This is a genomic window from Paenibacillus lactis, assembly GCF_017873605.1.
Taxonomy (GTDB): Bacteria; Bacillota; Bacilli; order Paenibacillales; family Paenibacillaceae; genus Paenibacillus_AQ; species Paenibacillus_AQ lactis.
The window spans coordinates 129,994-151,946 of the sequence record NZ_JAGGKI010000009.1 but is presented as its reverse complement, the minus strand read 5'-3'; the positions used below and the strand labels follow the sequence as shown (position 1 = coordinate 151,946).

At 50.5% G+C, this 21,953-nt stretch carries 21 protein-coding genes; 12 read left to right on the top strand and 9 right to left on the bottom strand.

Annotated elements, in window-relative coordinates; genetic code table 11:
* Positions 1–6: 6 nt before the first annotated feature.
* The 8 genes from J2Z18_RS17660 to J2Z18_RS17625 all read left to right on the top strand — a co-directional run bounded on the left by J2Z18_RS17660 (position 7) and on the right by J2Z18_RS17625 (position 7,598).
* Positions 7–345: a four-helix bundle copper-binding protein gene (locus J2Z18_RS17660; RefSeq protein ID WP_007128662.1), complete on the top strand. Its 339-nt coding sequence runs from the start codon at positions 7–9 to the stop codon at positions 343–345.
* Positions 346–572: 227 nt separating this feature from the next.
* The gene (locus tag J2Z18_RS17655) at positions 573–1,694 is read left to right on the top strand and encodes a hypothetical protein (RefSeq protein ID WP_210095119.1); all 1,122 of its coding nucleotides are present in this window, start codon (positions 573–575) and stop codon (positions 1,692–1,694) included.
* 186 nt (positions 1,695–1,880) lie between these two features.
* Positions 1,881–3,803 (top strand): OPT family oligopeptide transporter, encoded by a 1,923-nt coding sequence (locus tag J2Z18_RS17650; protein WP_210095118.1) that lies wholly within the window; start codon positions 1,881–1,883, stop codon positions 3,801–3,803.
* A 7-nt stretch (positions 3,804–3,810) separates the two neighbouring features.
* Positions 3,811–4,179 (top strand): PqqD family protein, encoded by a 369-nt coding sequence (locus tag J2Z18_RS17645; protein WP_007128659.1) that lies wholly within the window; start codon positions 3,811–3,813, stop codon positions 4,177–4,179.
* Between the two features lie 259 nt (positions 4,180–4,438).
* A complete protein-coding gene (locus J2Z18_RS17640; RefSeq protein WP_210095117.1) occupies positions 4,439–5,326 on the top strand; it encodes an ATP-binding cassette domain-containing protein in 888 nt (295 codons plus the stop codon).
* 1 nt (position 5,327) lies between these two features.
* A complete protein-coding gene (locus J2Z18_RS17635) occupies positions 5,328–6,062 on the top strand; it encodes a hypothetical protein (RefSeq protein ID WP_210095116.1) in 735 nt (244 codons plus the stop codon).
* Positions 6,063–6,142: 80 nt separating this feature from the next.
* Positions 6,143–6,607, top strand: coding sequence for a hypothetical protein (locus tag J2Z18_RS17630; RefSeq protein WP_028405569.1), 465 nt, complete (start codon positions 6,143–6,145; stop codon positions 6,605–6,607).
* 64 nt (positions 6,608–6,671) lie between these two features.
* The gene (locus J2Z18_RS17625; protein ID WP_210095115.1) at positions 6,672–7,598 is read left to right on the top strand and encodes an S-layer homology domain-containing protein; all 927 of its coding nucleotides are present in this window, start codon (positions 6,672–6,674) and stop codon (positions 7,596–7,598) included.
* Positions 7,599–7,798: 200 nt separating this feature from the next.
* Here J2Z18_RS17625 and J2Z18_RS17620 read toward each other — a convergent pair whose 3' ends face one another.
* The gene (locus J2Z18_RS17620; protein ID WP_210095114.1) at positions 7,799–9,904 is read right to left on the bottom strand and encodes an ABC transporter ATP-binding protein; all 2,106 of its coding nucleotides are present in this window, start codon (positions 9,902–9,904) and stop codon (positions 7,799–7,801) included.
* On the bottom strand, positions 9,905–11,662 hold the full coding sequence (locus tag J2Z18_RS17615) for an ABC transporter ATP-binding protein (protein WP_210095113.1): 1,758 nt from the start codon (positions 11,660–11,662) through the stop codon (positions 9,905–9,907).
* Between the two features lie 587 nt (positions 11,663–12,249).
* Here J2Z18_RS17615 and J2Z18_RS17610 point away from each other — a divergent pair.
* Both J2Z18_RS17610 and J2Z18_RS17605 read left to right on the top strand, forming a co-directional pair.
* The gene (locus J2Z18_RS17610) at positions 12,250–12,555 is read left to right on the top strand and encodes a HesB/YadR/YfhF family protein (RefSeq protein WP_007128652.1); all 306 of its coding nucleotides are present in this window, start codon (positions 12,250–12,252) and stop codon (positions 12,553–12,555) included.
* 49 nt (positions 12,556–12,604) lie between these two features.
* Positions 12,605–13,063, top strand: a complete 459-nt coding sequence (locus J2Z18_RS17605) for an NUDIX domain-containing protein (RefSeq protein WP_210095112.1) — start codon at positions 12,605–12,607, stop codon at positions 13,061–13,063.
* A 241-nt stretch (positions 13,064–13,304) separates the two neighbouring features.
* Here J2Z18_RS17605 and J2Z18_RS17600 read toward each other — a convergent pair whose 3' ends face one another.
* Complete coding sequence (locus tag J2Z18_RS17600) at positions 13,305–13,934, bottom strand: UbiX family flavin prenyltransferase (protein ID WP_487717034.1); 630 nt, start codon at positions 13,932–13,934, stop codon at positions 13,305–13,307.
* 18 nt (positions 13,935–13,952) lie between these two features.
* Complete coding sequence (locus J2Z18_RS17595; RefSeq protein WP_210095111.1) at positions 13,953–15,422, bottom strand: UbiD family decarboxylase; 1,470 nt, start codon at positions 15,420–15,422, stop codon at positions 13,953–13,955.
* Positions 15,423–15,569: 147 nt separating this feature from the next.
* Between J2Z18_RS17595 and J2Z18_RS17590 the strand changes: the two genes are divergently transcribed.
* Complete coding sequence (locus tag J2Z18_RS17590; RefSeq protein ID WP_210095110.1) at positions 15,570–16,469, top strand: LysR family transcriptional regulator; 900 nt, start codon at positions 15,570–15,572, stop codon at positions 16,467–16,469.
* A 333-nt stretch (positions 16,470–16,802) separates the two neighbouring features.
* On the opposite strand, the gene J2Z18_RS17585 is transcribed toward J2Z18_RS17590, so the two are convergent.
* Entirely contained in the window at positions 16,803–17,306 is a 504-nt protein-coding gene (locus J2Z18_RS17585) for a hypothetical protein (protein WP_007128647.1), read from the bottom strand.
* A gap of 132 nt (positions 17,307–17,438) precedes the next feature.
* Here J2Z18_RS17585 and J2Z18_RS17580 point away from each other — a divergent pair, with 132 nt between their 5' ends.
* Positions 17,439–19,184, top strand: a complete 1,746-nt coding sequence (locus J2Z18_RS17580) for an ABC transporter ATP-binding protein (protein ID WP_007128646.1) — start codon at positions 17,439–17,441, stop codon at positions 19,182–19,184.
* A gap of 116 nt (positions 19,185–19,300) precedes the next feature.
* Here J2Z18_RS17580 and J2Z18_RS17575 read toward each other — a convergent pair whose 3' ends face one another.
* From J2Z18_RS17575 to J2Z18_RS17560, 4 genes are read right to left on the bottom strand one after another with little or no spacing between them, the layout of a single operon-like run.
* Complete coding sequence (locus J2Z18_RS17575) at positions 19,301–20,593, bottom strand: DUF6080 domain-containing protein (protein WP_210095109.1); 1,293 nt, start codon at positions 20,591–20,593, stop codon at positions 19,301–19,303.
* Between the two features lie 58 nt (positions 20,594–20,651).
* Complete coding sequence (locus tag J2Z18_RS17570) at positions 20,652–20,972, bottom strand: EamA family transporter (RefSeq protein WP_007128644.1); 321 nt, start codon at positions 20,970–20,972, stop codon at positions 20,652–20,654.
* Positions 20,962–21,303, bottom strand: coding sequence for an EamA family transporter (locus tag J2Z18_RS17565; protein WP_144866416.1), 342 nt, complete (start codon positions 21,301–21,303; stop codon positions 20,962–20,964). The genes J2Z18_RS17570 and J2Z18_RS17565 overlap by 11 nt, the downstream gene beginning before the upstream one ends.
* Entirely contained in the window at positions 21,291–21,923 is a 633-nt protein-coding gene (locus J2Z18_RS17560; protein ID WP_007128642.1) for an HAD family hydrolase, read from the bottom strand. The genes J2Z18_RS17565 and J2Z18_RS17560 overlap by 13 nt, the downstream gene beginning before the upstream one ends.
* Between the last annotated feature and the right edge of the window lie 30 nt (positions 21,924–21,953).

The window sequence follows — 21,953 nt, the reverse complement described above, 5'->3', positions numbered from 1 at the left end:
ATATCCATGATCAATGAACTCAAGTATAAAGAATGCATCGAAGCATGTCTCCAATGTATGAACGCTTGCAACGTCTGTTATGTATCCTGCCTGAAAGAATACGAGCTCGCGATGCTGCGGGATTGTATCGCGCTGGATCGCGAATGTGCCGATATTTGCGCCTTTGCCGCACAGGCAATGTCACGCAACAGCCCCTTCGTTAAGGAAATATGCGAGCTGTGCATCCAAGCATGTCTGGCATGCGCGGAAGAATGCGAGAAGCATGATCATGACCACTGCCGGCAATGTGCCGAGGCATGCCGCCGCTGTGCGGACGTATGCCGCGAGATGGTCGGCCAGCTTTAAGTCAAAGACCATGTTAATTTCCCGAAAGCCCAATCTTCTGATATCGAAGATCGGGCTTTTTGATTTCATGGAATGATAAGACAGCAACATTTTCACATCCCGCTGATTTTTTTTGTTTCATCGGATCGAAATATAGTGTATAAAAGATGAAGGTCTGCCAATTTTCAAATATTTAGGAGGTACAGGCAGACGTTAACAATTTAGGTCGAAGGGAAGAGGTTAGGAAGATGAATCGCAAGGGATGGCTGGCTTTGCTGCTGTCTGTCCTGCTCGTGCTGGCAGGCTGCAGCGGAGGTGGCAAAACGCCGACAGGGGAGCAAACCGATGCTCCCAAGGAAGAAACCAAGCAGGAGGACGCGGTATCGCCTGGAACGGGCGAACAGGCGGAGACGACTTCCGGCGAAGAAAATGAAGGCGGAGAGCCGTCTGATGCCGAGGTAGCAGGCGGTTCAGAGACAGCGGATGCGGAGGTTGTCGCTGATGCAGAAATTGTAGAGGGCGTAAGCGCAGATGGCGATGTTACACTGGATCCGAATATATGGATCAAAGGGGATGTTCAGGTAGAGGACAGTCAGGTGATTGTTGAAGGAACCAGCAATCTTCCGGCGGGCATTGAAATTAATGGGGAAATTACGGCTAGAGGATATACGATGTTCGGTTATAAGGATGATGCCCTTACGGAGAATGACGGCAGCTACCGGCTTGAAATCAAGCGGCCGGATATTACGAAGGACCCGCTGGATCTCACGGTGAATATTCAGCCGGAGGATCTGTCCGAGCCGATTCAGAAGATTCTCGGCACGAAGGGCGAGCTTCTGACCGGTCCGTATGTGCACCAATATGTTTCCGGCGACGATGAAATCTATTATGAAATCCGTGCGGCGGCGCGTATCAAGCCCGGAGCTGAACGGGCACAGCTGGAGGAGCCAGCCGGAGAAAAGCCGGACGATCAAGGCAATCCCGAGGTATGGATCAAGCCTTTGATTACCCTGGATGACAGAAATTATTATGTCAGCGGGGAGAGCAATCTACTGGAAGGCACGGAGGTACAGCTCGATATCGATATTCCGGGCAAAATACATACCGGTTATTTCGATCGCAGCCAGGTCGGCCCCGATGGCCGTTTCTTGCTGCTGATCGCAAAGCCGAAAAATGTCGGCGAGTTCTATATGATGATCCGGGTCAAGCCGGATGAGGATATGTGGCCGACGGTCAAAGAGGCTTACGGCGAGCATGGCGAGAAATTGAAAGGCAAGCATGTGAAGTCGGAGGTTGGCGACTCCGGCAATGTAAAGTATGTTGAAGTCAAAGTCAAGGTCAACGGAAAGCAAGACACTTCCGGGAAATAAAGCAGCGGTTATCATATTGATCATTCAAGAAGCCCGGAGTATCAAACTTGTTTTGATGCTCCGGGCTTTTTCGTTCTTTCCGAAGAAACATGCCCACACGTTTAGGATTGGCAGAAGAGGGCAATATAAGGGATGCTTTACGACTCGACCCCATACCTTCATACAGCTTAGAAAGGAGACATGCGCATGCAAGATGGAAAACAAGCGCAAGCGAGCAAGGGGACCGGATTCGTTCCTTACATACCCGCTTCCAAGTCGATGGCTGAGCTGACGGTATTTGCCATCATCCTGGGCATCGTGCTGGCCGTTGTATTTGCTGCCGCCAATGCATATTTGGGGCTGAAAATCGGCTTGACGGTCAGCGCCTCCATTCCCGCTGCGGTTATATCGTTAGGGGTATTAAGGGGAATATTCCGAAGGCAATCCATACTGGAGAACAACATTGTACAGACGATGACCACAGCCGGCGAAGCTGTTGCCGCCGGCACCATCTTTACACTGCCTGCGCTGTATATGTGGGATCATATTCCTTCCATGGCGACCGTAAGCTTCATTGTGCTTGTCGGCGGCTTTCTTGGCGTGGCGATGATGGTACCGCTGCGGCGGCTTCTGATCGTCAATGAACATGCCACGCTCCCTTATCCGGAGGGAATGGCTTGTGCGGAAGTGCTTAAATCCGGCGACCGGGGCGGCCGCAGCGCCCTTTTCGTCGTGCACGGCTTTTTGATTGGCGGTGTCGTCAAGGCGATGGGTGACGGCTTTAAATGGTTTAGAACCGAGATTGAGACCTATATCTACCGGTTTAAAAATGCCCTGATCGGCATGGATATTTATCCGGCTTTGCTCGGCGTCGGATACATTATCGGACCGAGGATATCCGGCCAGATGCTCGCCGGAGGGGCACTCGCCTGGCTGGTCCTCATTCCGACCATCGGTTATATCGGTGCGGGTGGACAAAGTGTCATTGCCCCGTCCGCAGCCCCGATCGGGGAGCTGACGGCCTGGGGATTGTGGGAGGATTATATCCGTTACATCGGTGCAGGCGCGGTGGCGGCAGGCGGATTAATTACGCTGGTTAAAACCTTGCCGATGCTGTTCGGATCACTCTTTGCCACCCTTGGCGGCCTTCGGAGCCGGGAACATGGGAAGGTAACGCTGGATCGTACCAACAAGGACATTCCTGCGTTCTGGGTCTTTGTGATGATCGCAATCTTGATCGTCATCATCGCATTCGCCCCGTTAACCGATGTGGGCATCATCGGGGCCATAGCGATCGCCGTGTTCGGTTTCTTGTTCGTGACCGTCGCCTCCCGAATCGTCGGGCTCGTCGGGAGCTCCTCCTCGCCGGTATCGGGCATGACCATTGCGACGTTATTGTTCGTCACGTTTATATTCAAAATGACGGGTTTAACGGGGATGACCGGCATGATCGCCTCGCTGACCGTCGGAGCAATCGTATGCGTAGCGCTTGCCGTATCCAGCGATATTTCCCAGGATCTGAAAACCGGATATCTGGTAGGGGGAACCCCTTGGAAGCAGCAGGTAGCGATGATGATCGGCGTCCTTGTTTCGGGACTTGTGATCGGATTCATTCTTTCCGTGTTGAATGAGAGCTACGGACTTGGTTCCGAACAGCTTCCTGCCCCGAAAGCCGTTCTGATGCGGATCATTGTTGAAGGGATTATGGCCGGCAGTTTGCCGTGGGATCTCGTGTTTATCGGCGTGGCTGCTGCTGTCGTCATCGAGCTTCTCGGCTTGAACTCGCTCACGGTTGCCGTCGGGATCTATCTTCCCATTCATGTCAGCGTGCCGATTATGATCGGAGGCGTGGTTCGCTGGCTTATCGAGATTGCTTCGCGCAAAAATGAGCAATTAAAGGCCGCCAGGGTCGAGAAAGGAACGCTGCTCGCCTCCGGCTTGATCGCTGGTGAATCTCTGATCGGCGTCATTATCGCCGTATTGATCTGGATGAATGTCGACATACCGGGCGATGTGCTGATTGCGAATAATGTGGTGCCGCTCCTTGTATTTTTGGTCGTAACCCTTATTTTGATAGGCGGCTCGTTGAGTGGGAAGCAGGAACGGTTAACCGAGGATCAGGAGGGGTGATACCGGTATGAAGCTTCGTCATAAGAAGCGGCACACTCGGCTCAATCTGTTAGAGATGAAGCCGCTGCTTAAGCCGGGGCTCCGATTCGAGCCGGGAGACGAAGGGGCGCGGGTGCATGTGCCAAGGACCTCTTGGCTGGAGCGGCAGGCTGTCCGTTTCCTAAACCAGCCCGAAGTCATCCGGGTCCGTCTGGATCGTCTTGGCGCAGCCGTCATCCGAAAATGTGACGGCGAGCATACCTTATCCGAAATCGCGCAAATGATCCATGCCGAATTTGGGGAGCAGGCCGAACCGCTGATTCCCCGGCTGGCCGCTTTCATTAAGATGGTGGAGGCGAATGGCTGGCTGGACTGGGAGCTCGCCGCAGATGAATGATCCGTCTGGGCGCAGAATGTATAATGGCCTTTACACGAGGTAAGGCTCGACGCTCGGACGGGGGCCTTTCCCATGCCGCATGCCGCATGCCGTGCCTGAAGGCAATACAGTCCCAATTTCAGAAAAATGGCAAAAAAGCGAATAGGGCAACGTTCGCACCCACCTCCGCCTAAACCGTACAGGCGGAGGTTGTTTTTGGCATGTAAAAGGTACTACAATACATACTAGAAGCCATTTTATGGAACGGGAGCTGAGAGATTTGCAGAAGCTGCTTTCTTTGCAGGAGGTCGGCAAACGGTTTGGAAAGGCAATTGTGCTGTCCGACGTATCCTGGAGCATCGCACGCGGGGAATGCGTCGCAATTACGGGAGGAAATGGTGCCGGAAAGAGCACCTTGCTCTGTCTTGTCGCCGGACTGGCCAATCCTTCAAGCGGTGCCAGAAGGGAACATATTAAGCCGTTAATCATTGGTTACGTACACGATCGTTTCCCGCCGCTTCGGTTCCGACCTTCGGAATACTTGCGATATATCGCCCGCATACAGGGTATAGACAAGGAGAGCGCGATCAAACGAATTGATGCCATGATGAATATATTTCAGCTGCCTGATACCATGATGAACTTATGCTCTAAGGGAATGCTCCAGAAGGTGAATGTGATGCAGGCTCTGCTTCGGCAGCCCGATTTGCTCGTCCTGGACGAGCCTCTCTCCGGATTGGATGAGCCCTCGCAGCTGGAGATGATCGGAATGCTAAGCGAGATTAAGAGGCAGGGGACATCGATCGCCATGTCCGTCCATGAGCCGCTTCTGATCGCCTCGCTGGCCGATCGGGTGACGTCTGTTGAAGGTGGAACCATTACGCGAGACGGCATCCTTGGGCAGCGGGAAGAAGCGGCGAGAATGCGGCTGGAATTCTCCCGCGTACGGCCGGACGTCATGCAGCAATTGGAGAGCAGACAGGGCTTTTTATATTGGATATCAAGAGGCAGCCCTGCTGTCATGGTCGTAGCCCAGCCGTTTACGGACGAGATGCTGGTCGAGATTCTGCGCAGCGGAGGGACGATCAGCAGATTGGAGCCCCATGGGAAAGATACGTCCGAAACGGATATATCCGAATATAATGACGTTTCGGAGAGGGGAGCATAGCATGAGATCTGCTGCTTTAATGACATACATGCTGGCCAGCTATACGAGATCCTACCGGTATTTTGCTCCGCTGGCTTTCACAATCATCTCGGTGATGCTAATCTATTCCTATCGGCCGAATCCCATCATGGACAGCTATGCTGTGACGGCGGCGCTGCTGTTTATCGGCTCCACCTGGCTCGGGATGAATTTTTTGAACCATGACCAGGGGCGTCAATCCATGCTGCTGATCATTCATGCCGGCAGCGCGAGGCGGTATTATGCCGCCCAATACGGAGCAGCCGCGATCATCGGATTCATGCTGTGCATTTTCGCCGTGGTCTATCCGGTTGCCTTCGGGATGTTCGGAGAACCGATGTCAGCGCCTATCCTCGCGCTCGGCTTTGCCGGACATTTCGGTTTGTCGCTGATCGGAATATCGCTGTCGTTATTCTTTCAGCCCGGCTGGATCGAGAACCAGGGGAGGGCGGCCGGCTGTTTGATCATTCTGATCATCCTGTCTTTGGCGGGTAAATCGCTCGTTCATTCGCTTCCTGCCTTTTACAGCTTCATCCCCTATGTCCTGCCGCCGGTTTCCGTGATGGTCGATGTACTGATGAATGCCAGGGAGCTGTCAACGCTGCGGATTTCCGGAACCGTGCTCTACCTGCTTGTTTATACGCTTGTCATGTTTGCTATCTATTTGCGGATTGCATGTAACAAGGATGCCGCAAGCTTGTCGCGAAAATCAGGTTGAAGTGGGTGAGGTCTTCCATTACCATAGGGATATCGTTTTTAACGAAACGGTAAAGACAGCCTATATCAGAGGAGGTAACGATGAAACAAACTCGACTGCTGGACAGTGACCACTCCAAAGAGCTGTTTGCCTATTTCGGATTAGCCGTATATTATTCACAGGCGCTTGAGCAGCAGCTGGCGAATTTGTTGATGCTGATTAAGCTGTCCCAAGGAAATGTGCCGTCGGAGGAGGATTTTGCGGAGCTGTACCAACGGAAACTGAGCAGCTCGCTCGGTCAGCTGGTGCATGAAATTCAGCATTACTTTCCTTTCTCCGAAGAAGAGACGGTTCAATTGAAGAAAGTGTGGAAGCAGCGCAATTATATTGTTCATGACTATTTTAAAGAACGGATTCATGAAACCTTTAGCCCGGCCGGACGTTCCCGCATGATCCGCGAGCTGACCGCCTTTAAAGACCAGGCGCAGGCCCTCGAACAGAAGCTGCAAGGCTACTCGAAGGAAATGTATGTGAAGCTCGGTCTGGACGGCGAAAAAAGCGTATAGAAAAATACGCAGATATGAAACATATTCCAACGCCCCTGCGTCAGAAATGATAGGAGGTGTTATGATGAAGAAAACAACAAAATGGTTATCTGCGATTCTGGTGGCATCCTCACTCCTAGGCGCTGGCGCTGCTTCGGCTTTTACCGATATCCAGGGAGAGAAGCAGCTGCAAATGGTGAAGGAGCTGCAAGCGAAAGGAGTTATTCAAGGCGTGAGTGCTGACCGGTTCGCTCCTGGCAAGCCTCTAACGTATGCACAGGCTGTGCAGTTGATCGTCAATGCGGTCGATTTGAAGGTGATGCCGAACTTTACGGGCCGTTCCTTCGAGAGCGTTCCGAAAGATGCCTGGTTCGCGGATGCGGTCAATATTGCGGCCCAGAACGGACTGTCCGTAACGGCGGATATGGAGTGGAATAAGCCGATCACCCGCGAGGACTTTGCGACATTGCTGGTTGAAGCGATCGGGAAAACCGGCAATTACCCGGTCGTGATGATGTACGTGAATGTGGCGGATGAGGACCAAATCAAGCAGGAAAGCAAAAGCGCGGTTCAATTTCTGCTGCTGACGAAAATCGCGAAGCTGGACGCTAACGACAAATTCCATCCGGATCAAAAGCTGAAACGGATCGAAGCGGCCGAGCTGGTGTACAACGCGGTTCAATTTATTGAAGAGCATCAGAAGAATGCCCTTCCTGCCGAGCCAGGCGAATCCGACCCAAGCGTAACGACCCGTATCGAAAAAGCGGACGAGAAGCAGAACAAAGTCACGGTAACGAAGGATGATCTGCCGCATCCGGGGTATTCCATCAAGATTACCTCGGTGGATTACGCAAGCAGCACGGAAGCGGTGATCTACTACCGAATCGTACAACCTGACCCGGACAAATTTTATCCGCAAGTGATTTCTTCATCTTCGGATGATGTGCTCATTCCGGCCAAGTATTCGAAAATTACAGTCAAAATCGATGATAAGCTTGAATTGTCGAAGTAATGCTTCAGCTGGGCCGGCATATTCGGCTGTACAAACAAGCATAAACAAGAAGGCTGCCTCACGCGTTTGAATACGCGAAAGGGCAGCCTTCTTGCATGGTTGTCTTTAATCAATGGATGTACCCGGGCGGCAAATGGGATAATGCGTTAAGCGCCGCCACTGCCGCTAGGGTCCAGGGACACAGTTTTTGGCCCTATAATTTATAGATGACTACCTGCAGGTTTGGCAGCTAGCTGAGCTCCTACCGGCTCTTTATGCTCGGTTTGGCCGGAATTGCCTCCTTGCTGCAGCTGATACATCTTATAGTACCTTCCTTCAAGGGCCATCAATTCATCATGCGAGCCTCGCTCAACGATTTCGCCCCGGTGCAGAACAAGAATCTGGTCTGCGCTGCGAATGGTCGACAGCCGGTGCGCGATGATGAAGGTCGTGCGGCCACGCTTCAGAACCTCAAGCGCATCCTGGATCAGCGCTTCGGTCTCCGTATCGATGTTGGCTGTAGCCTCATCGAGAATGAGGATAGCCGGATTGAATGCGAGTGCGCGCGCGAACGAGATCAATTGACGCTGACCCGCGGAGAGCGTGCTGCCTTTCTCGATCACGGGCTCATCGAATCCTTGAGGGAGATGGGCCAGCAGCCGATCTGCGCCAACATCACGAAGCGCCTGCTCGACCTGCTCCCGCGTAATTTCGGGATCGCCAAGGCTTACGTTCGAGGCAATCGTTCCGGTGAATAAATACGGATCCTGAAGCACGATGCCCATATGCTTCCGCAGCCACTGCTTCGGAATATCGGTCACCGGCTTCCCGTCGATCGTAATGGTGCCTTGCTGCGGATCGTAGAAGCGGAACAACAGGTTGATGATGGAGCTTTTGCCTGAGCCGGTGTGGCCGACAAGGGCTACCGTCTGGCCCTGCTTAGCTTCGAAGGATATATTTTTGAGCACCCAGTCCTTCTTGTACGCAAAGGAAACGTCCTTAAATTCCACATTCCCCAAATATCGAGGCATTGAGCCGTCCGTTACGTTCTCGCCGGTTTCGTCCATCAGCTCGAACACGCGCTTCGCGGATACGATGGAGGTATCCAGCGCTGCCAGCTGATTCACCATGCCGGTAATCGGCTGGAACATCCGGCCGAGCAGGTCAACGAAGGCGTAGAGAACCCCGATCGATACGATGCCGGCCCCATTCAGCGAAGCAGAGCCGAAGTACCACAGCACGACAACGAAGCTTACGTTACGCAGTACGTTAACAAGGTTATGCGTGGTGAAGGAGTTTAGATTCAGCATCTTGTTCTGATGCGCCATGTAATCGGCGTTCAGTGCTTCAAATTCCTCCTGGGTCGCTTTCTGGCGGCGGAATACGCGAATAATGGCCATACCCTGAATGGATTCGTTGATAATGGCGTTAATTTCACTGAGACGTGACCGGATGACCGTATTGTATTTCGTCGCGAATTTGCGGTATAGAATCGTCCATACGATCAGCATCGGAATAACAAACAGGCTGATTAATCCGAGACGAACATCCAGAAGGAACAAGGCGACATAGATCCCGGTAATGTAGACTGCGCCAGAGCTAAAGTTGGATAACACGGCTACGAACAGGTCTTTGACCGCCTCGGTATCGTTGGTAACCCGGGATACGACCTTGCCCGCCGGAAGATTATCGAAGAAGTGCACCGGCAGCCGCTGAATGTGCGCGTACACATCGGTTCTCAGCTTCTGGATGACCCGGTTGGCTGCCGATTGCAGCCAGTAGGTTCTGCCGAACACCGTAACCATGGACACCAGCAAGCAGATCAGGAACAGGCCGACCAGCTTGTAGATGCTGGGGAGCTCCGGCTTGTAAAACTCGAATAATTCACTTGTGGACAAGGGGACTGCCGGATACCGGAGCTGCTCCTGCCCAGCGGTGATCGTCAGCATTCCGTTCTCATAAGAGCGCGTACCGTCAACCCGCGTCACCGGTTCATGGATAAAATAGAAGCTGCGTCCAACCTGGAGGATCCGCACCTCCTGTCCGCGTGCTTCCCCCGAGGCAAATCGGTCCTCACGCTTGTAATAGGTCCCTTTATATTGTGCGGCGCCATCCGCTTCCTTGCTCTCATAATACGGCTTCTCAATGGCAAGGATATGGTCGTCAATCATCGTTTTGGCGATGAACGGGCCGGCGAGCTCGGCAGCCACCCCGAGCGCAAGCAGGAGCAGCGCCGCAATGAAGGTGCCTTTGGCCGTTAATGCATATCGGAACAGCCTCTTGGCGATTCCGGAATCATTGGATATCGTTGTTTCATTTGGAGTCAATTACGACACCTCCTCGGAGGTCAGATTGTTTTCGACCTGCTGGCGTTCATATTGCTCGCGGTACCAACCGCCAAGCGCCAGCAATTCGTCATGGGTCCCCTGCTCGATGATCCGGCCGTCCTCAAGCACAACGATGAAATCCGCGTGCTGTACCGCCGACAAGCGATGGGTCGAGATCAGTGTTGTTTTGCCCGCCCGCTTGCTTCGGATATTCTCGATAATTCTCGCCTCGGTTCTGGCATCGACTGCCGAGAGGGAGTCATCCAGAATCAGAATTTCAGGGTCGCCGATAAAGGCACGGGCAAGGGAGACGCGCTGTTTCTGGCCGCCGGATAGGGCAACGCCCTTCTCGCCGACGAGCGTGTCAAGTCCATCGGACAGCGTGACCAAGTCCTTATCGAATGCAGCAGTGGTGATCGCTTCCATAATGAGCTCGTCACTGGCGTCCTTTTTGCCGAATTGGATGTTCTGCCTCACGGTTTTGGAGAACAGAATTTGCTCTTGGGGAACATACCCGATCCAGCTGTGCAGTTTGTCGGCAGCCAGCCTCTCGATCGGAACGCCTCCGATCAGAATATCTCCGGTTCCGGTCGGATATTCATGCAGAAGCTGCTTCAGCAGCGTGGATTTACCGCTTCCCGTTCGTCCGACAACGCCGAGCGTCTGGCCTTTTTGCAGCGTAAAGCTGACATTTTTCAGATTATCGACGGATGAGGTCGGATAGCGGAACGTGACGTCCCGAAAATGGATCGAATCCGGTTGATCCAGGTCGACGGGCTGTTCCGGGTCTGCGACGTCCGGCGGCGTATGGAGTGTATCATTGACACGGTCCAAGGACGCATTGCCCCGCTGCATGATATTGATCAGCTCGCCGATCGCGAACATCGGCCAAATCATCATCCCCAGGTACATATTGAACGATACGAGATCCCCAAGGGTGATTTGGTTATGAAAGACCAGATATACGCCGTAGGCCAAGCTGATCACATAGCTCAGCCCAATGGAAAAATTAATCGTCGGCTCGAATAGAGCGTCGACTTTGGCTACGGCCAGGTTTTTGCGGTAGACATCGTCCGTGATATCCTGAAACCGCTTCTGGTCGGCACGTTCCTGTACATAAGCCCGGACGACCCGCACGCCGGCAACGGATTCCAGCACCTGGTCGTTCATATCTCCGAATGCGTCCTGCGCTAGCGTATAGCGCTTATGGATCGCTCTTCCATAGATCACCATGCCGATGGCGATGATGGGAAGCGGGAGAATCGCCGCGAGCGTCAGCTTCCAGCTGACGATAAAGCCCATTGCAAACAGAACAACGATCAAATAGATCGTGGAGTCGGTCATGACGAGCATGCCGAATCCGGCCGTGGCCGCAACGGATCGCAGATCGTTCGTTGCCTTGGCCATCAAGTCCCCGGTCCGGTTCCGTTCGAAGAACGGCGGCAGCATTCGCAGCAAGTGATTCATATAGCGGGTCCGAAGCAGGCGCTCCACGAGATTTGCGCCTCCGAACAGGCGGTGCATCCATATGTAGGTCGCGCCGTAAACGATTGCAACGATCCCGAGAATCATCAGGATATATCTGGCCAGGGAGGCCCAGGTAATGGAGCTGCTGACGATATCGTCAATCGCGTCTCCGAGCAGCAGCGGCGGCAGGAGCTCGATGAGCCCGCAAAAAATGAGGAAAAATAATCCGATTAAGTATCGTTTCCGTTCTCGCTTGAAAAACCATCCTAAATTTCGAAGTACGGCAAACATGGTATCCCTTCCTTTCGTATGCAGGTTTTCTGCAGCCGATCATCTCTGAAAACCAAAAAAAGCACATCATCCGGCGACGGACGATATGCTTATTCAATCTTTAACCTATCATACGCACGGTGATCGAGGCCTTTCGCGCGCGGTTATGCCAGTTCACCCAGCGGACTTGGAATCCGTATGAACATGGCTTCATGATGACGATGCAGCACGAACGGGGAGCCGAATCATATTCAATTGTAGGATCTTCAGATCAAACAAGACATCCATGCCAATTGGATTCAACATGAGGCTCACCCTTTCTTCGTAATTTTACAATAAATTCAAATCGATCTCGTATGGAGTGAATTGTAACACCAGATTCTGAAGTGTGTCAAACCTAAATTTTGAGGAATCCGCACAAGGGATCAAGCTCAATCCGTCATGAATATGTTATCAAAATGGATTTGTAACCTAATGTATGTTTGCGTTATTATGTTAATACGTACATGGAATTTACATCAAAAGACCAGAAACTTCGGCCTTTCTATTGAGAGATGCTTTAGCCGGAGGCTGTCGGAAATTGACTTCTTGAGAAGGGGGCACAACAAATGCAGATTCAAGTCAGCGATGAGGCGGCGCGTTGGTACAGAAAGGAACTGGACCTTCAACCAGGCACGTATGTGCGCTTCTTCCCACGGTATAGCTCAGGCGGCGGGCTGCATCCCGGATTTTCGCTTGGCATTTCCGTCGAGGAGCCAAGATCCCCGGGACTGACCGAGCGGTCGGAAGAAGTCACGTTCTATATGGAGGAGCAGGACCTCTGGTATTTGAAGGGCTATACACTGCACGTCACTTATGAGGAATCACTGGATGACATTTCGTATATTTATGAAGAAGAGGGCGCAGTGAATTGATCGCATAGGAATATACTGCAGCGCTGTCTAGGGAAAGGAGGTTCCCGGGATGAACGTATATCACCGCGATATTCGCCAATATATCGGCAAGCGTTCGGTGGTCCGCGTAAAGGCGGCTGTGCTCGTACTGAACGAGCATGGAGAGCTCCTGCTTCTGAAGCGGCAGAACAGGAACGTATGGGGACTTCCAATGGGGAACCTGAAGCCTGGCGAAGCCCTTGAAGATACCGCTTCCAGAGAGCTGTGGGAAGAAACCGGGCTTACCGCGGATGAGATGCGGCTGCTGGAGCTGGTATCCGGTCCGGAGTACATGAAGAAGCATCTTGGCGGAGACGAGGAATACTATGTCATCGGCCTTTATGAGGCAACGGGTCTGCGCAGCGCGATTCAACTGTCGATGGATGCGGAAATCTCGTTGAAGTTTTTTAACCCTGAGGATTTGCCCAAGATGGATAAGATCACCGTCCATTTACTTGAGAAAGCCCAAAAGGCGAAGGAAGCTCCATAGCGGCTGCAGCAAGAAAAAGCGGGTTGTTCTGCAAAAGCAAGAGGGGACGGCCCCGCAGGGGACCGTGCCTCTTGTCTGTTTATATGAAGATTGCCGCTGTGTCAGCGGCAATTGACCAGGCGAACATTTGGATAGCTCGAATTCAAAAATTCCCCTTACGGGGAATTTTTTTCAGTCAGGATAAACTGCTACATCCTCTTTTAGTAAAATTAGAGCTGCTCTTATAAATTCAGGTCAAATGTTAATTAGGCAACATCCCTCCCCAGCGTTTTTCTTCTGCTTCTGGCATATGAATCCCGAATTGATCCAACGTTCGAAATACAATGTGATTCACTACATCATCCAATGATTGTGGATGGTTATAGAACGCCGGCATTGGAGGGAGAATAACCGTTCCCATACGAGATAAAAACAGCATATTTTCAAGATGAATATCATTGAGTGGGGTTTCACGTGTGACCAATACCAACTTTTTACGTTCTTTTAATATGACATCTGCTGCTCGCGCAATCAGATTATCCCCTAAGCCTATTCGAATGGAAGCCAGTGTTTTCATTGTACAGGGAATAACGATCATCCCGTCGACCTGAAAGGAGCCGCTTGAAATCCTGGATCCCAGATCTTTGTTGGAATACGAATAGTCTGCCATCTTTGAAACTTCCTTCGCTGTAAACGGCGTTTCACTTTGTATGGTTGCAGCCGCCCATGAGGATAATACCAAATGTGTTTCAACGTCAGTAGATTTAAGAAATTGCAGAAGGCGGACACCAAACATGGCTCCTGTTGCTCCCGTTATTGCTACAATTAACTTCATCTTGTGTAACTTCCTTTGTATTAAATTGCTTGCTGTAATTACTGTGAAGTCATTCATAATTTCGATGAAAATCATTTAAAATCCGTAGTTTTCCCAATTCTTAACGATATGATTTCGTAATTTCTCAGGATAACTTCTAAACGATGCTTCGATGGGTTGCTTATCTGCCGAGGTGTCATTCCATGGCATCAAGCAATTGTAAATGACCTTTGTAGTAACTCCTGTGCTTTTTTCTTTTTCATCCAGGTAAGCAACAAGGGGAAGTACGTTTTGGTCGGTCATGGTTATTCTTTGATCTGGACGATGTCGAGTTGCCAAAGCCCACACCACTTGTTTGATATCACTTGGATCGATATCGTCATCTGTGACAATAACTTTTGGCACATAAGAACCGGCTCTGGTTGCAAAAACGGCTTCGCCGATTCTATAAGCCAGCCCTTCATGATCTTCTCTTTGACGGCTGCGATCTACGGTGACAACAAGCCAATGCACCGCAGACTCTAATGGAATAAAGCATTCCTTTACAGGCAGTCCTTGTTTTCTCAGCGCATGTTGAATGCTTGCAGCAATAGCGATGCCCCAGTTGGTGTGATTTTCTTCAGGTGGGATACCTGCTGCAGTTACCGGCATTATTGGATGATTTCTATAAGTCATAGCGGTCACATGAAAGCGTGGAGCTTGTTTTTCATGCCCGACCCATGTATAACCGGCATATTCACCCATTGGGCCTTCTGGAATCATCTCTTCAAAGGATGCGGTACCTTCGATCACAATTTCACTTGTAGCCGGGACTTCCAAATCGTTGGTCTCGCATTTAACAACATCAATGGCCTCACCATACCACCCTCCAATCATCTCTCCTTCGTTAACATGGTCGGGAAGAGGATACCCTGCAATCATGGAGATACCGGGATCGACACCCAAGCATAAGGCAAACGGCATTTCTTTCCCTTCCTTTTTCCATTCTCCATATATTTTTCCGAGGTGCTGAGAGGCTATAACAACACCGGCCATTGAACGGGGACCCTCCAGCATTACACGTGATATGGACCAGTTAACCCAAGATCCATCAGGTGTGCGGACAATCAAAATTCCGTAAGTATTAATGTAACGTCCTCCATCACCAACATGAATATACGGTACAGGAAGTTTTGTCAGATCAATGTCGTCATTAAATAATTTGTTTTCTTTACATTCACCATTCGTAACCAAGCGAGGGGGAATGGGGTGAACGTCGGGAAGTTTAGACCACTCTTTAACCAGCTCAGGGGCAGGCGTGTTAATCGGAAGCCCAAGGGAAAGCGCTACTCGAATAAATGGATGCTCCTTATTGGGGCTAATACCTACAGGTGCACCTAATACCTCAAATCCTGGTCTACTGTCTTTAATATTTTTAAAAAGTGGTGCCGGTGACGGCAGTTCATAAGCACGACGAATGATGGCACTCATCTCTAAGTTCCAATCGATCTCCTGATGGATCGGAACGATTTCGTTATATTCTTTTAGGATTTCCACATATTCACGGAAGCTTTTTAGTGGTTTCATATCTATGGTCCTCTCCTCAAATAAACTATTCCTTGCTGTCTTTCGGCTACTGTTTTATTTTAGGATGTAGTAAATACATATGTAAAATATATATAATAGTAAGTAAGTATATATAAAATATATGATGGAAAGGGCGCTTTGGAGATCATGGATTTAAAGAAACTGGTTTACTTTATAACGATTGCAGAAGAAGGGCAGATAACACGTGCAGCTAACCGGTTACATATTGGCCAGCCCCCGTTAAGTATGCAACTAAAGGCATTAGAAGATGAACTGGGAGTAATGCTTATTAAACGTAATAATAAGATATTTGAATTAACTCCTGCCGGAGAGACTTTTTATAAAAGAGCGAAGGAAGTTATAAATTCAATTGATGGGATGATTGCAGAAGTTAAGGAACAGCAGGAAGGAATAAGAGGGAAACTTTCATTAGGGACAGTAATGTCATGCGTACCCTACCTTCCTCCACTTTTAAAATTATTTAAAGAGAAATATCCACTTATTTCGTTTCAACTTTGGGAGGAAGATTCACAAAGAATTGAAGAGCTTCTTCTAAATAAAGACATTGAATTAGGCATTGTAAGGTTACCATTCCAATCTAAAGAAATGACCGAAATGAGAAATCTTTCAATCCACCATATACAATCTGAACCACTCGTAGCTCTACAACCTTCTAATGGCACTCTTTTTAAGGGAACAACGATTCCGATACAAGAATTGAAGGATCAGCCGCTTTTAGTATTACATGGCCAGGGCGATTACAATGTTTTTCACAAGTTTATTGAAACATGTAACAGTTTTGGATTTAATCCAAACATTACATGCGAAAGTCCTGATGTGACAACATTAATGACTTTAGCCGATTCAGGACTAGGAATTGCAATTGTTCCTAAAATCGCTTTACAGATAAAAATGTGCAACACCTTGTCTTATGCCGAGATCATACCAAGCATAAACTCTGAAACTGCCCTCATATGGATAGAGCATGGATATTTGTCAAAAGCTGCACAAAATTTTAAAGACATTCTAATCCATCATTTAAAATAATATGCTTTGTCCTAATGTCCTTCTTATGAACCTGCCGATAGCATAAATAAGCAGCCGGGTTTGAAGGTGCATCCCAATTGTTAGAACCAACGAACAATGGAAGTGCAGTATTATATACATATTCATAAACGTATAAAAAATAAAAAGGGCATGAGTCCGGTCCACTACCGGAATTATGCCCAACAGGTTGTTTTATAAATACGTGTCTCCCAATAAGGCGGCGCTTCATGCTGGTGAACGGCTGCCTGTGCGTATTTATTGGATTAAACCGCGTTTAACGCTTCGAATATCATGAATACGATCTGTTGGCGAAGCGCCGTCCGCAGCGATCGTTTAAGACATCGGTATTTCGAGGGCGAAATCGAAGTCGTCGATATCATACACTTGAACGGGGAGAGCGCTTTCCACGATACGCTGAATCAGCTCGTATTGGTCGGTCAGGATCGGTGCTTCGGCCTTTTGGGAAGCGAGCAGAAGCTCGGTTTCGATCGGATCGAAGGCCTCTCCGTAGGTTGCGGTATCCAAGGTATTCATCACCGTTACGGTTGTGGATTCCCCCACAGGAATCATCGGGCTCTTGGCCCAAGGGACCTGAAGGGCGCGATCGATCTTCTTCTTATTGAGCGGCTCCTCGAAATAGGAGATGAGCTCACGGATCTTCATCTTGACGTGCTGATCATCTGCGGTATTGTTCATGAGCTGCTCCTCGCTGGCATGGAGCTCGTACAATTCCAATATGGTTGTATACGGAACAATGTATTCGACGGGCGTCGGCGGTACCAACAATTGGCCATATATGGCCAGCATAACCGCTTCCGTCACGAAAATCCTGGTCATGAAAGAAATCCTCCTGCGTGATATGATACAATAATTGAGTTTAGAACTAATAAATCATTGAAGGGTTTAATTGTCAACCGCTCTTTATAGAACAACCGGGTGGATTGCATAGGAAAGGGGCTGTTATCTCACTTGAAATCATGGAAAATTTACTATCCATTCGTTAAGCCTTATATGAAGTGGATCATTCTGACCCTCGCGATCGGGATGATTAAATTCGGGATCCCGCTGCTGCTCCCGATGATCATGAAGTATGTCGTGGATGACCTTCTGATCAACCAACAGCTGTCCGTCGCACAGAAGATCGAGCAGCTCATGTGGATTCTCGGCGGTACTCTGGTGGTGTTTGTCATCATCCGGGGACCGGTCGAGTATTTCCGGCAGTATTTCGCGCAGTTCATTACAAGCCGGATTCTCTTCGATATGCGAAACCGGCTGTACGCTCATCTTCAGCGCCTGTCGCTGCGCTATTATCAGAACACGAAGGTGGGGGAGGCAATCTCCCGCTTTATTAATGATGTGGAGCAGTCCAAGAACCTGGTGGAAGTCGGCATGATGAACATTTGGCTGGACATTTTCACACTGCTCTTCGTTCTGGTCATCATGTTTGTCATGAATCCGGTGCTGACCCTGGTATCCATTGCGGTGCTTCCACTGTACGGATTGGCGGTCAACCTGCTGTACAAGCGGCTGAAGAAGCTCACGAAGGATCGGTCCCAGGCGCTGGCCGGCATTCAAGCGTACCTGCATGAGCGCATTCAGGGGATCTCCGTTATTCGGAGCTTTACGCTGGAGCGTTACGATCAGAAGAAATTCGAAGGCATCAACGGAAATTTCCTGAAAAAGGCGATGGCCCAGACGCGCTGGAACGCGCTTACCTTCTCGGTGATCAACACGCTGACCGACATCGCGCCGATCCTGGTGATCGGCTACGGGGGGTACCGGGTTATCCAGGGGGATCTAACGCTGGGGACATTTGTTGCCTTCTTTGGTTACCTGGACAGGCTGTATGCGCCGCTGCGGCGTCTGATTAACTCGTCGACGGTGTTGACACAAGCCTCTGCATCGCTGGAGCGCGTAAAGGAATTAATGGACGAGCCCTATGATATCGTGGACCGGCCGGATGCCAAGGAGCTGAAGCAGGCGGGGCAGATCGAATTCGACCGGGTGTGGTTTCAGTATAACGACAATGCGGGTTGGGTGCTGAAAGACATCAATTTGACGATTAAGCAGGGGCAGACGATCGCCTTCGTCGGGATGAGCGGCGGGGGGAAATCCTCGCTAATCGGTTTGATTCCAAGATTCTACGACGTTCAGCAGGGCGCGGTCAAAATCAACGGACATGATGTTCGCAGCTTAACGCTGGACAGCCTGCGCGGATCGATCGGCATGGTGCTTCAGGATAATTTCCTGTTCAGCGGCACGGTCCGGGAGAATATCCTGTTCGGCAACCCGGAGGCAGGCGAAGAGGAGATCATCGCCGCGGCGAAGGCTGCCAACGCCCATGATTTTATCACCCAGCTGCCGCAGGGATATGAGACGGAGGTTGGCGAGAGGGGCGTCAAGCTGTCCGGCGGACAGAAGCAGCGGCTTGCCATTGCCCGCGTCTTTCTTAAGGATCCGGACATTCTTGTGCTCGACGAGGCGACCTCAGCGCTGGATCTGGAATCCGAGCATCTTATTCAGCAGGCGCTGCAATCGCTGACCCATAATCGGACCACGCTCATTGTCGCGCACCGTTTGTCAACGATTACGCACGCCGATCAGATCGTCGTGCTGGAGAACGGCCGGATTACCGAGCAGGGCACGCATGCCGAGCTGATGAACCTGGACGGCAGCTATGCCCGGCTGTACAATGTGCAGCATCTTGAAGCTTAGAAGCAGAACTTGAATAAGACCCGTTTCCATGGCCTGCGCGGCCTGGAAGCGGGTCTTTGATGTTTATGGTTGACTCTATTGGCTTTATTGCCGGTGTGCTTGCCTGTTTGAATTCCTCAGGGCTCAGGCGTCTGGAGCACCGTCTCATACGTGGTCTGGATGTAGTCCAGCGTTTGATGATGCAAGACGATGTTATGGACGAGGGTGACAAGCATAAATACGATCATGACACCGGTCAGCAGCTGTTTGACCAGGCCTTGGTGCAGCTTCGAGATCAGCATGGCCGCCAGGACGAATATAGCAAACAGGTAATGGCCTGCATACAGATACAAATCATAGGAGTAGGTTGCGAGCCCGAAGCCGACAACGACATGCAGCAGAATCCCGAACATAATGTACACGATGAAGGCCCAGGCATTCCACGTTCTCAAGCCGCTTACAAAAGCCAGGATGGCGAGCGCAAGCAGCCCGAATCCGATGATGTTGATATAGACCGGGTAAGGCTTGGTTAAATCCGTCGCGAAAGCGGCGATGCCGGGATCGATCATGGCCATCTCAGGGGAAAGGATCGGGCTCACCAGCAGCATATGAAAAACACGGGAATGGTGCGAAAACGAGAAGGGCGCCACGTAGCTGAAAGCGCCGCTTTGCATGCTCGAGAATACATTTCCAATCCATGTCTTTCCCGAGAAGACGAAATACTGAATCAGCGTCGCACCTGCGACCAACGCGGCAAATACGAGCAGGGTGTACAGGAGCCGGCCCCAAATCGAATGGCGTCGCCGGTCAAACAAGCTGATGAAGAATGCGCCGAAGAAGGTTGCCACATTCGTCGAGGTAATTCCGAAATTAAGCAGTCCAAAGGCAGCGTTAGCCGGCACGCTGAAGCGATCCTGGGCCCGGCAATAGTGCAGATAAGCCGCTGAAAGGATGATGACAAACTGTGCATAAGCATAGGAGTCAGGAATCAGTGCGGTGAAAATCGTATACGAGCTGATGCCAAAGAAGATTGCCATAATGAAGGCTAGCAGCCAGCCGGCACCGATCCGGCGGATGAGATAATACAGAATCGCCGCACTGCAAGCATTCAAGATCGATTGAATGATCAGAAAGGGCAAATTCGATTTGCCGAACAGAAGGGTCAGCGTACTGGTTAAGAAATTGATAAGCGGGTGAATAATCGTGACATTTTCGGGCCCGTATTGCATGGAAGGGTCAAAGTTGAACAAATTCAACTGAAACGGCGCTCCGTAAAAAGGGTTATGAGGGGCAAGCAAGGCCGCGTTGTCCCTTATGTATGAAATAAACGGGATGTTCATATAGAAATACAGCACCGCAAGGCAGACAGCCAGTCCGATGGCCGTGTAATTGTCGCGTTTGTTTCGAAACAAATAGCTTAGAAAAGACATGTTCACATTCCACCAATCCATCAATAGTTAAGATTTGTTCTCACAAGCGTACTCACCGTCACCATACGAGGAGCAATAATCCGGAGATGATAAAAGCTACGCCCGCTATTTTTCCGATGCCGACGGTCTCTTTGAACACAAGCTTGGCAAAGATCAGCGCCCACAGAAAGGTCAGAGCGTTGGCCGGCATGACAAGCGTGTAAGGCAGCTGACCAAGCAAATAGATGTTAAGCAGCGCACCCAAGCCATAGCTGATAAACCCGGCCAGGAGCAGCTTGAGCTGCTTGTTCGCCGTGAAGGCTTTGAACAGCACGCTCCCCAAGGAGCCGAAGAGAGTCATAACAAGCAGCAGCGCATACAGGATCCATTCATTTTTCATAGGAGGTTAAGGTCACCCCGATTCCGAGCAAAGCAACAGCTGCCAATTTTTTGATGCTTAAGGGCTCATCCAGGAAAAACTCGCCGTAAAACAGCGCCACGATGTAGCTGATGGACATCAGCGGGTAGGCAACCGACAGCTTTTCCAAGGAAAAGGACTTGATCATGAGCAAGGCGCCAAGCCCGTAACAAATAAATCCGATGGCCATGTACCACAGATTCGTATGCCCCCACTTCCAGAACAATTGACCAGTCGCTGTCAGAAAGGCCGACAGGATCATCAGCCCCTTGCCGAGATGACGCGGCGCTCCCTTCGCTTTTATTTGTTCCATATTAATCCCTCGCATCCATGGGCGGAATTGTGATTGATCAAGTATTTATGCTTGACCAAGCCCAGCATGGGCAAATCGGACAGCGAATCGGAATACGCGCAGGACTGTTCGTAATCAATGACGAGGCCGGTATCCTCTAAATATTGCCGGATTCGAAGGACCTTCTCTTCCCCTTTGCAATTTTTCCCCTCAATCATCGAGGTGAAGCGTCCGTTTCGGGACGTTAGCTTTGTGGCGATCACATGGTCGACATACGGCAATTCGGTAAAAAATCTCATATAAGCATCAGGCGATGCGGTCACGAGCAGGACATGGAAGCCTTGATTTTTCTTGTCCTTCATGACGTTGACCGCTTCCGGATACATAGCAGGCAAAATTTTAGTCCGATAGAAATGCTCAAGGTCCGAATCGTCCATATGGCGAATGGCATGAAAATATGCGCTCTTGGCCTGCTCTGCCGGCATCACCCCCGCTTTATACAGGGCGGAATGCAGCGCAACCTTAAATAGGTGCGGAGCCGAGGACGGTCGCTTCTTCCACCCGTAGATTAGAAACTGGAACATGGAGTCCGTGCGGATCACCGTTTTATCAACATCAAAAATCGCGAATTTTTGCTTCATAGTTCATTCCTTCTATAATAAGACGTTTAG

Bases quoted from the DNA above. Each gene is read 5' to 3' on its own strand.
- J2Z18_RS17625 (WP_210095115.1), top strand. From the start codon at position 6,672: ATGAAGAAAACAACAAAATGGTTATCTGCGATTCTGGTGGCATCCTCA.
- J2Z18_RS17615 (WP_210095113.1), bottom strand. From the start codon at position 11,662: ATGTTTGCCGTACTTCGAAATTTAGGATGGTTTTTCAAGCGAGAACGG.
- J2Z18_RS17630 (WP_028405569.1), top strand. From the start codon at position 6,143: ATGAAACAAACTCGACTGCTGGACAGTGACCACTCCAAAGAGCTGTTT.
- J2Z18_RS17610 (WP_007128652.1), top strand. From the start codon at position 12,250: ATGCAGATTCAAGTCAGCGATGAGGCGGCGCGTTGGTACAGAAAGGAA.
- J2Z18_RS17575 (WP_210095109.1), bottom strand. From the start codon at position 20,593: ATGTCTTTTCTAAGCTATTTGTTTCGAAACAAACGCGACAATTACACG.
- J2Z18_RS17635 (WP_210095116.1), top strand. From the start codon at position 5,328: ATGAGATCTGCTGCTTTAATGACATACATGCTGGCCAGCTATACGAGA.
- J2Z18_RS17645 (WP_007128659.1), top strand. From the start codon at position 3,811: ATGAAGCTTCGTCATAAGAAGCGGCACACTCGGCTCAATCTGTTAGAG.
- J2Z18_RS17565 (WP_144866416.1), bottom strand. From the start codon at position 21,303: ATGGAACAAATAAAAGCGAAGGGAGCGCCGCGTCATCTCGGCAAGGGG.
- J2Z18_RS17595 (WP_210095111.1), bottom strand. From the start codon at position 15,422: ATGAAACCACTAAAAAGCTTCCGTGAATATGTGGAAATCCTAAAAGAA.
- J2Z18_RS17600 (WP_487717034.1), bottom strand. From the start codon at position 13,934: ATGAATGACTTCACAGTAATTACAGCAAGCAATTTAATACAAAGGAAG.
- J2Z18_RS17650 (WP_210095118.1), top strand. From the start codon at position 1,881: ATGCAAGATGGAAAACAAGCGCAAGCGAGCAAGGGGACCGGATTCGTT.
- J2Z18_RS17660 (WP_007128662.1), top strand. From the start codon at position 7: ATGATCAATGAACTCAAGTATAAAGAATGCATCGAAGCATGTCTCCAA.
- J2Z18_RS17655 (WP_210095119.1), top strand. From the start codon at position 573: ATGAATCGCAAGGGATGGCTGGCTTTGCTGCTGTCTGTCCTGCTCGTG.
- J2Z18_RS17585 (WP_007128647.1), bottom strand. From the start codon at position 17,306: ATGACCAGGATTTTCGTGACGGAAGCGGTTATGCTGGCCATATATGGC.
- J2Z18_RS17570 (WP_007128644.1), bottom strand. From the start codon at position 20,972: ATGAAAAATGAATGGATCCTGTATGCGCTGCTGCTTGTTATGACTCTC.
- J2Z18_RS17590 (WP_210095110.1), top strand. From the start codon at position 15,570: ATGGATTTAAAGAAACTGGTTTACTTTATAACGATTGCAGAAGAAGGG.
- J2Z18_RS17560 (WP_007128642.1), bottom strand. From the start codon at position 21,923: ATGAAGCAAAAATTCGCGATTTTTGATGTTGATAAAACGGTGATCCGC.
- J2Z18_RS17605 (WP_210095112.1), top strand. From the start codon at position 12,605: ATGAACGTATATCACCGCGATATTCGCCAATATATCGGCAAGCGTTCG.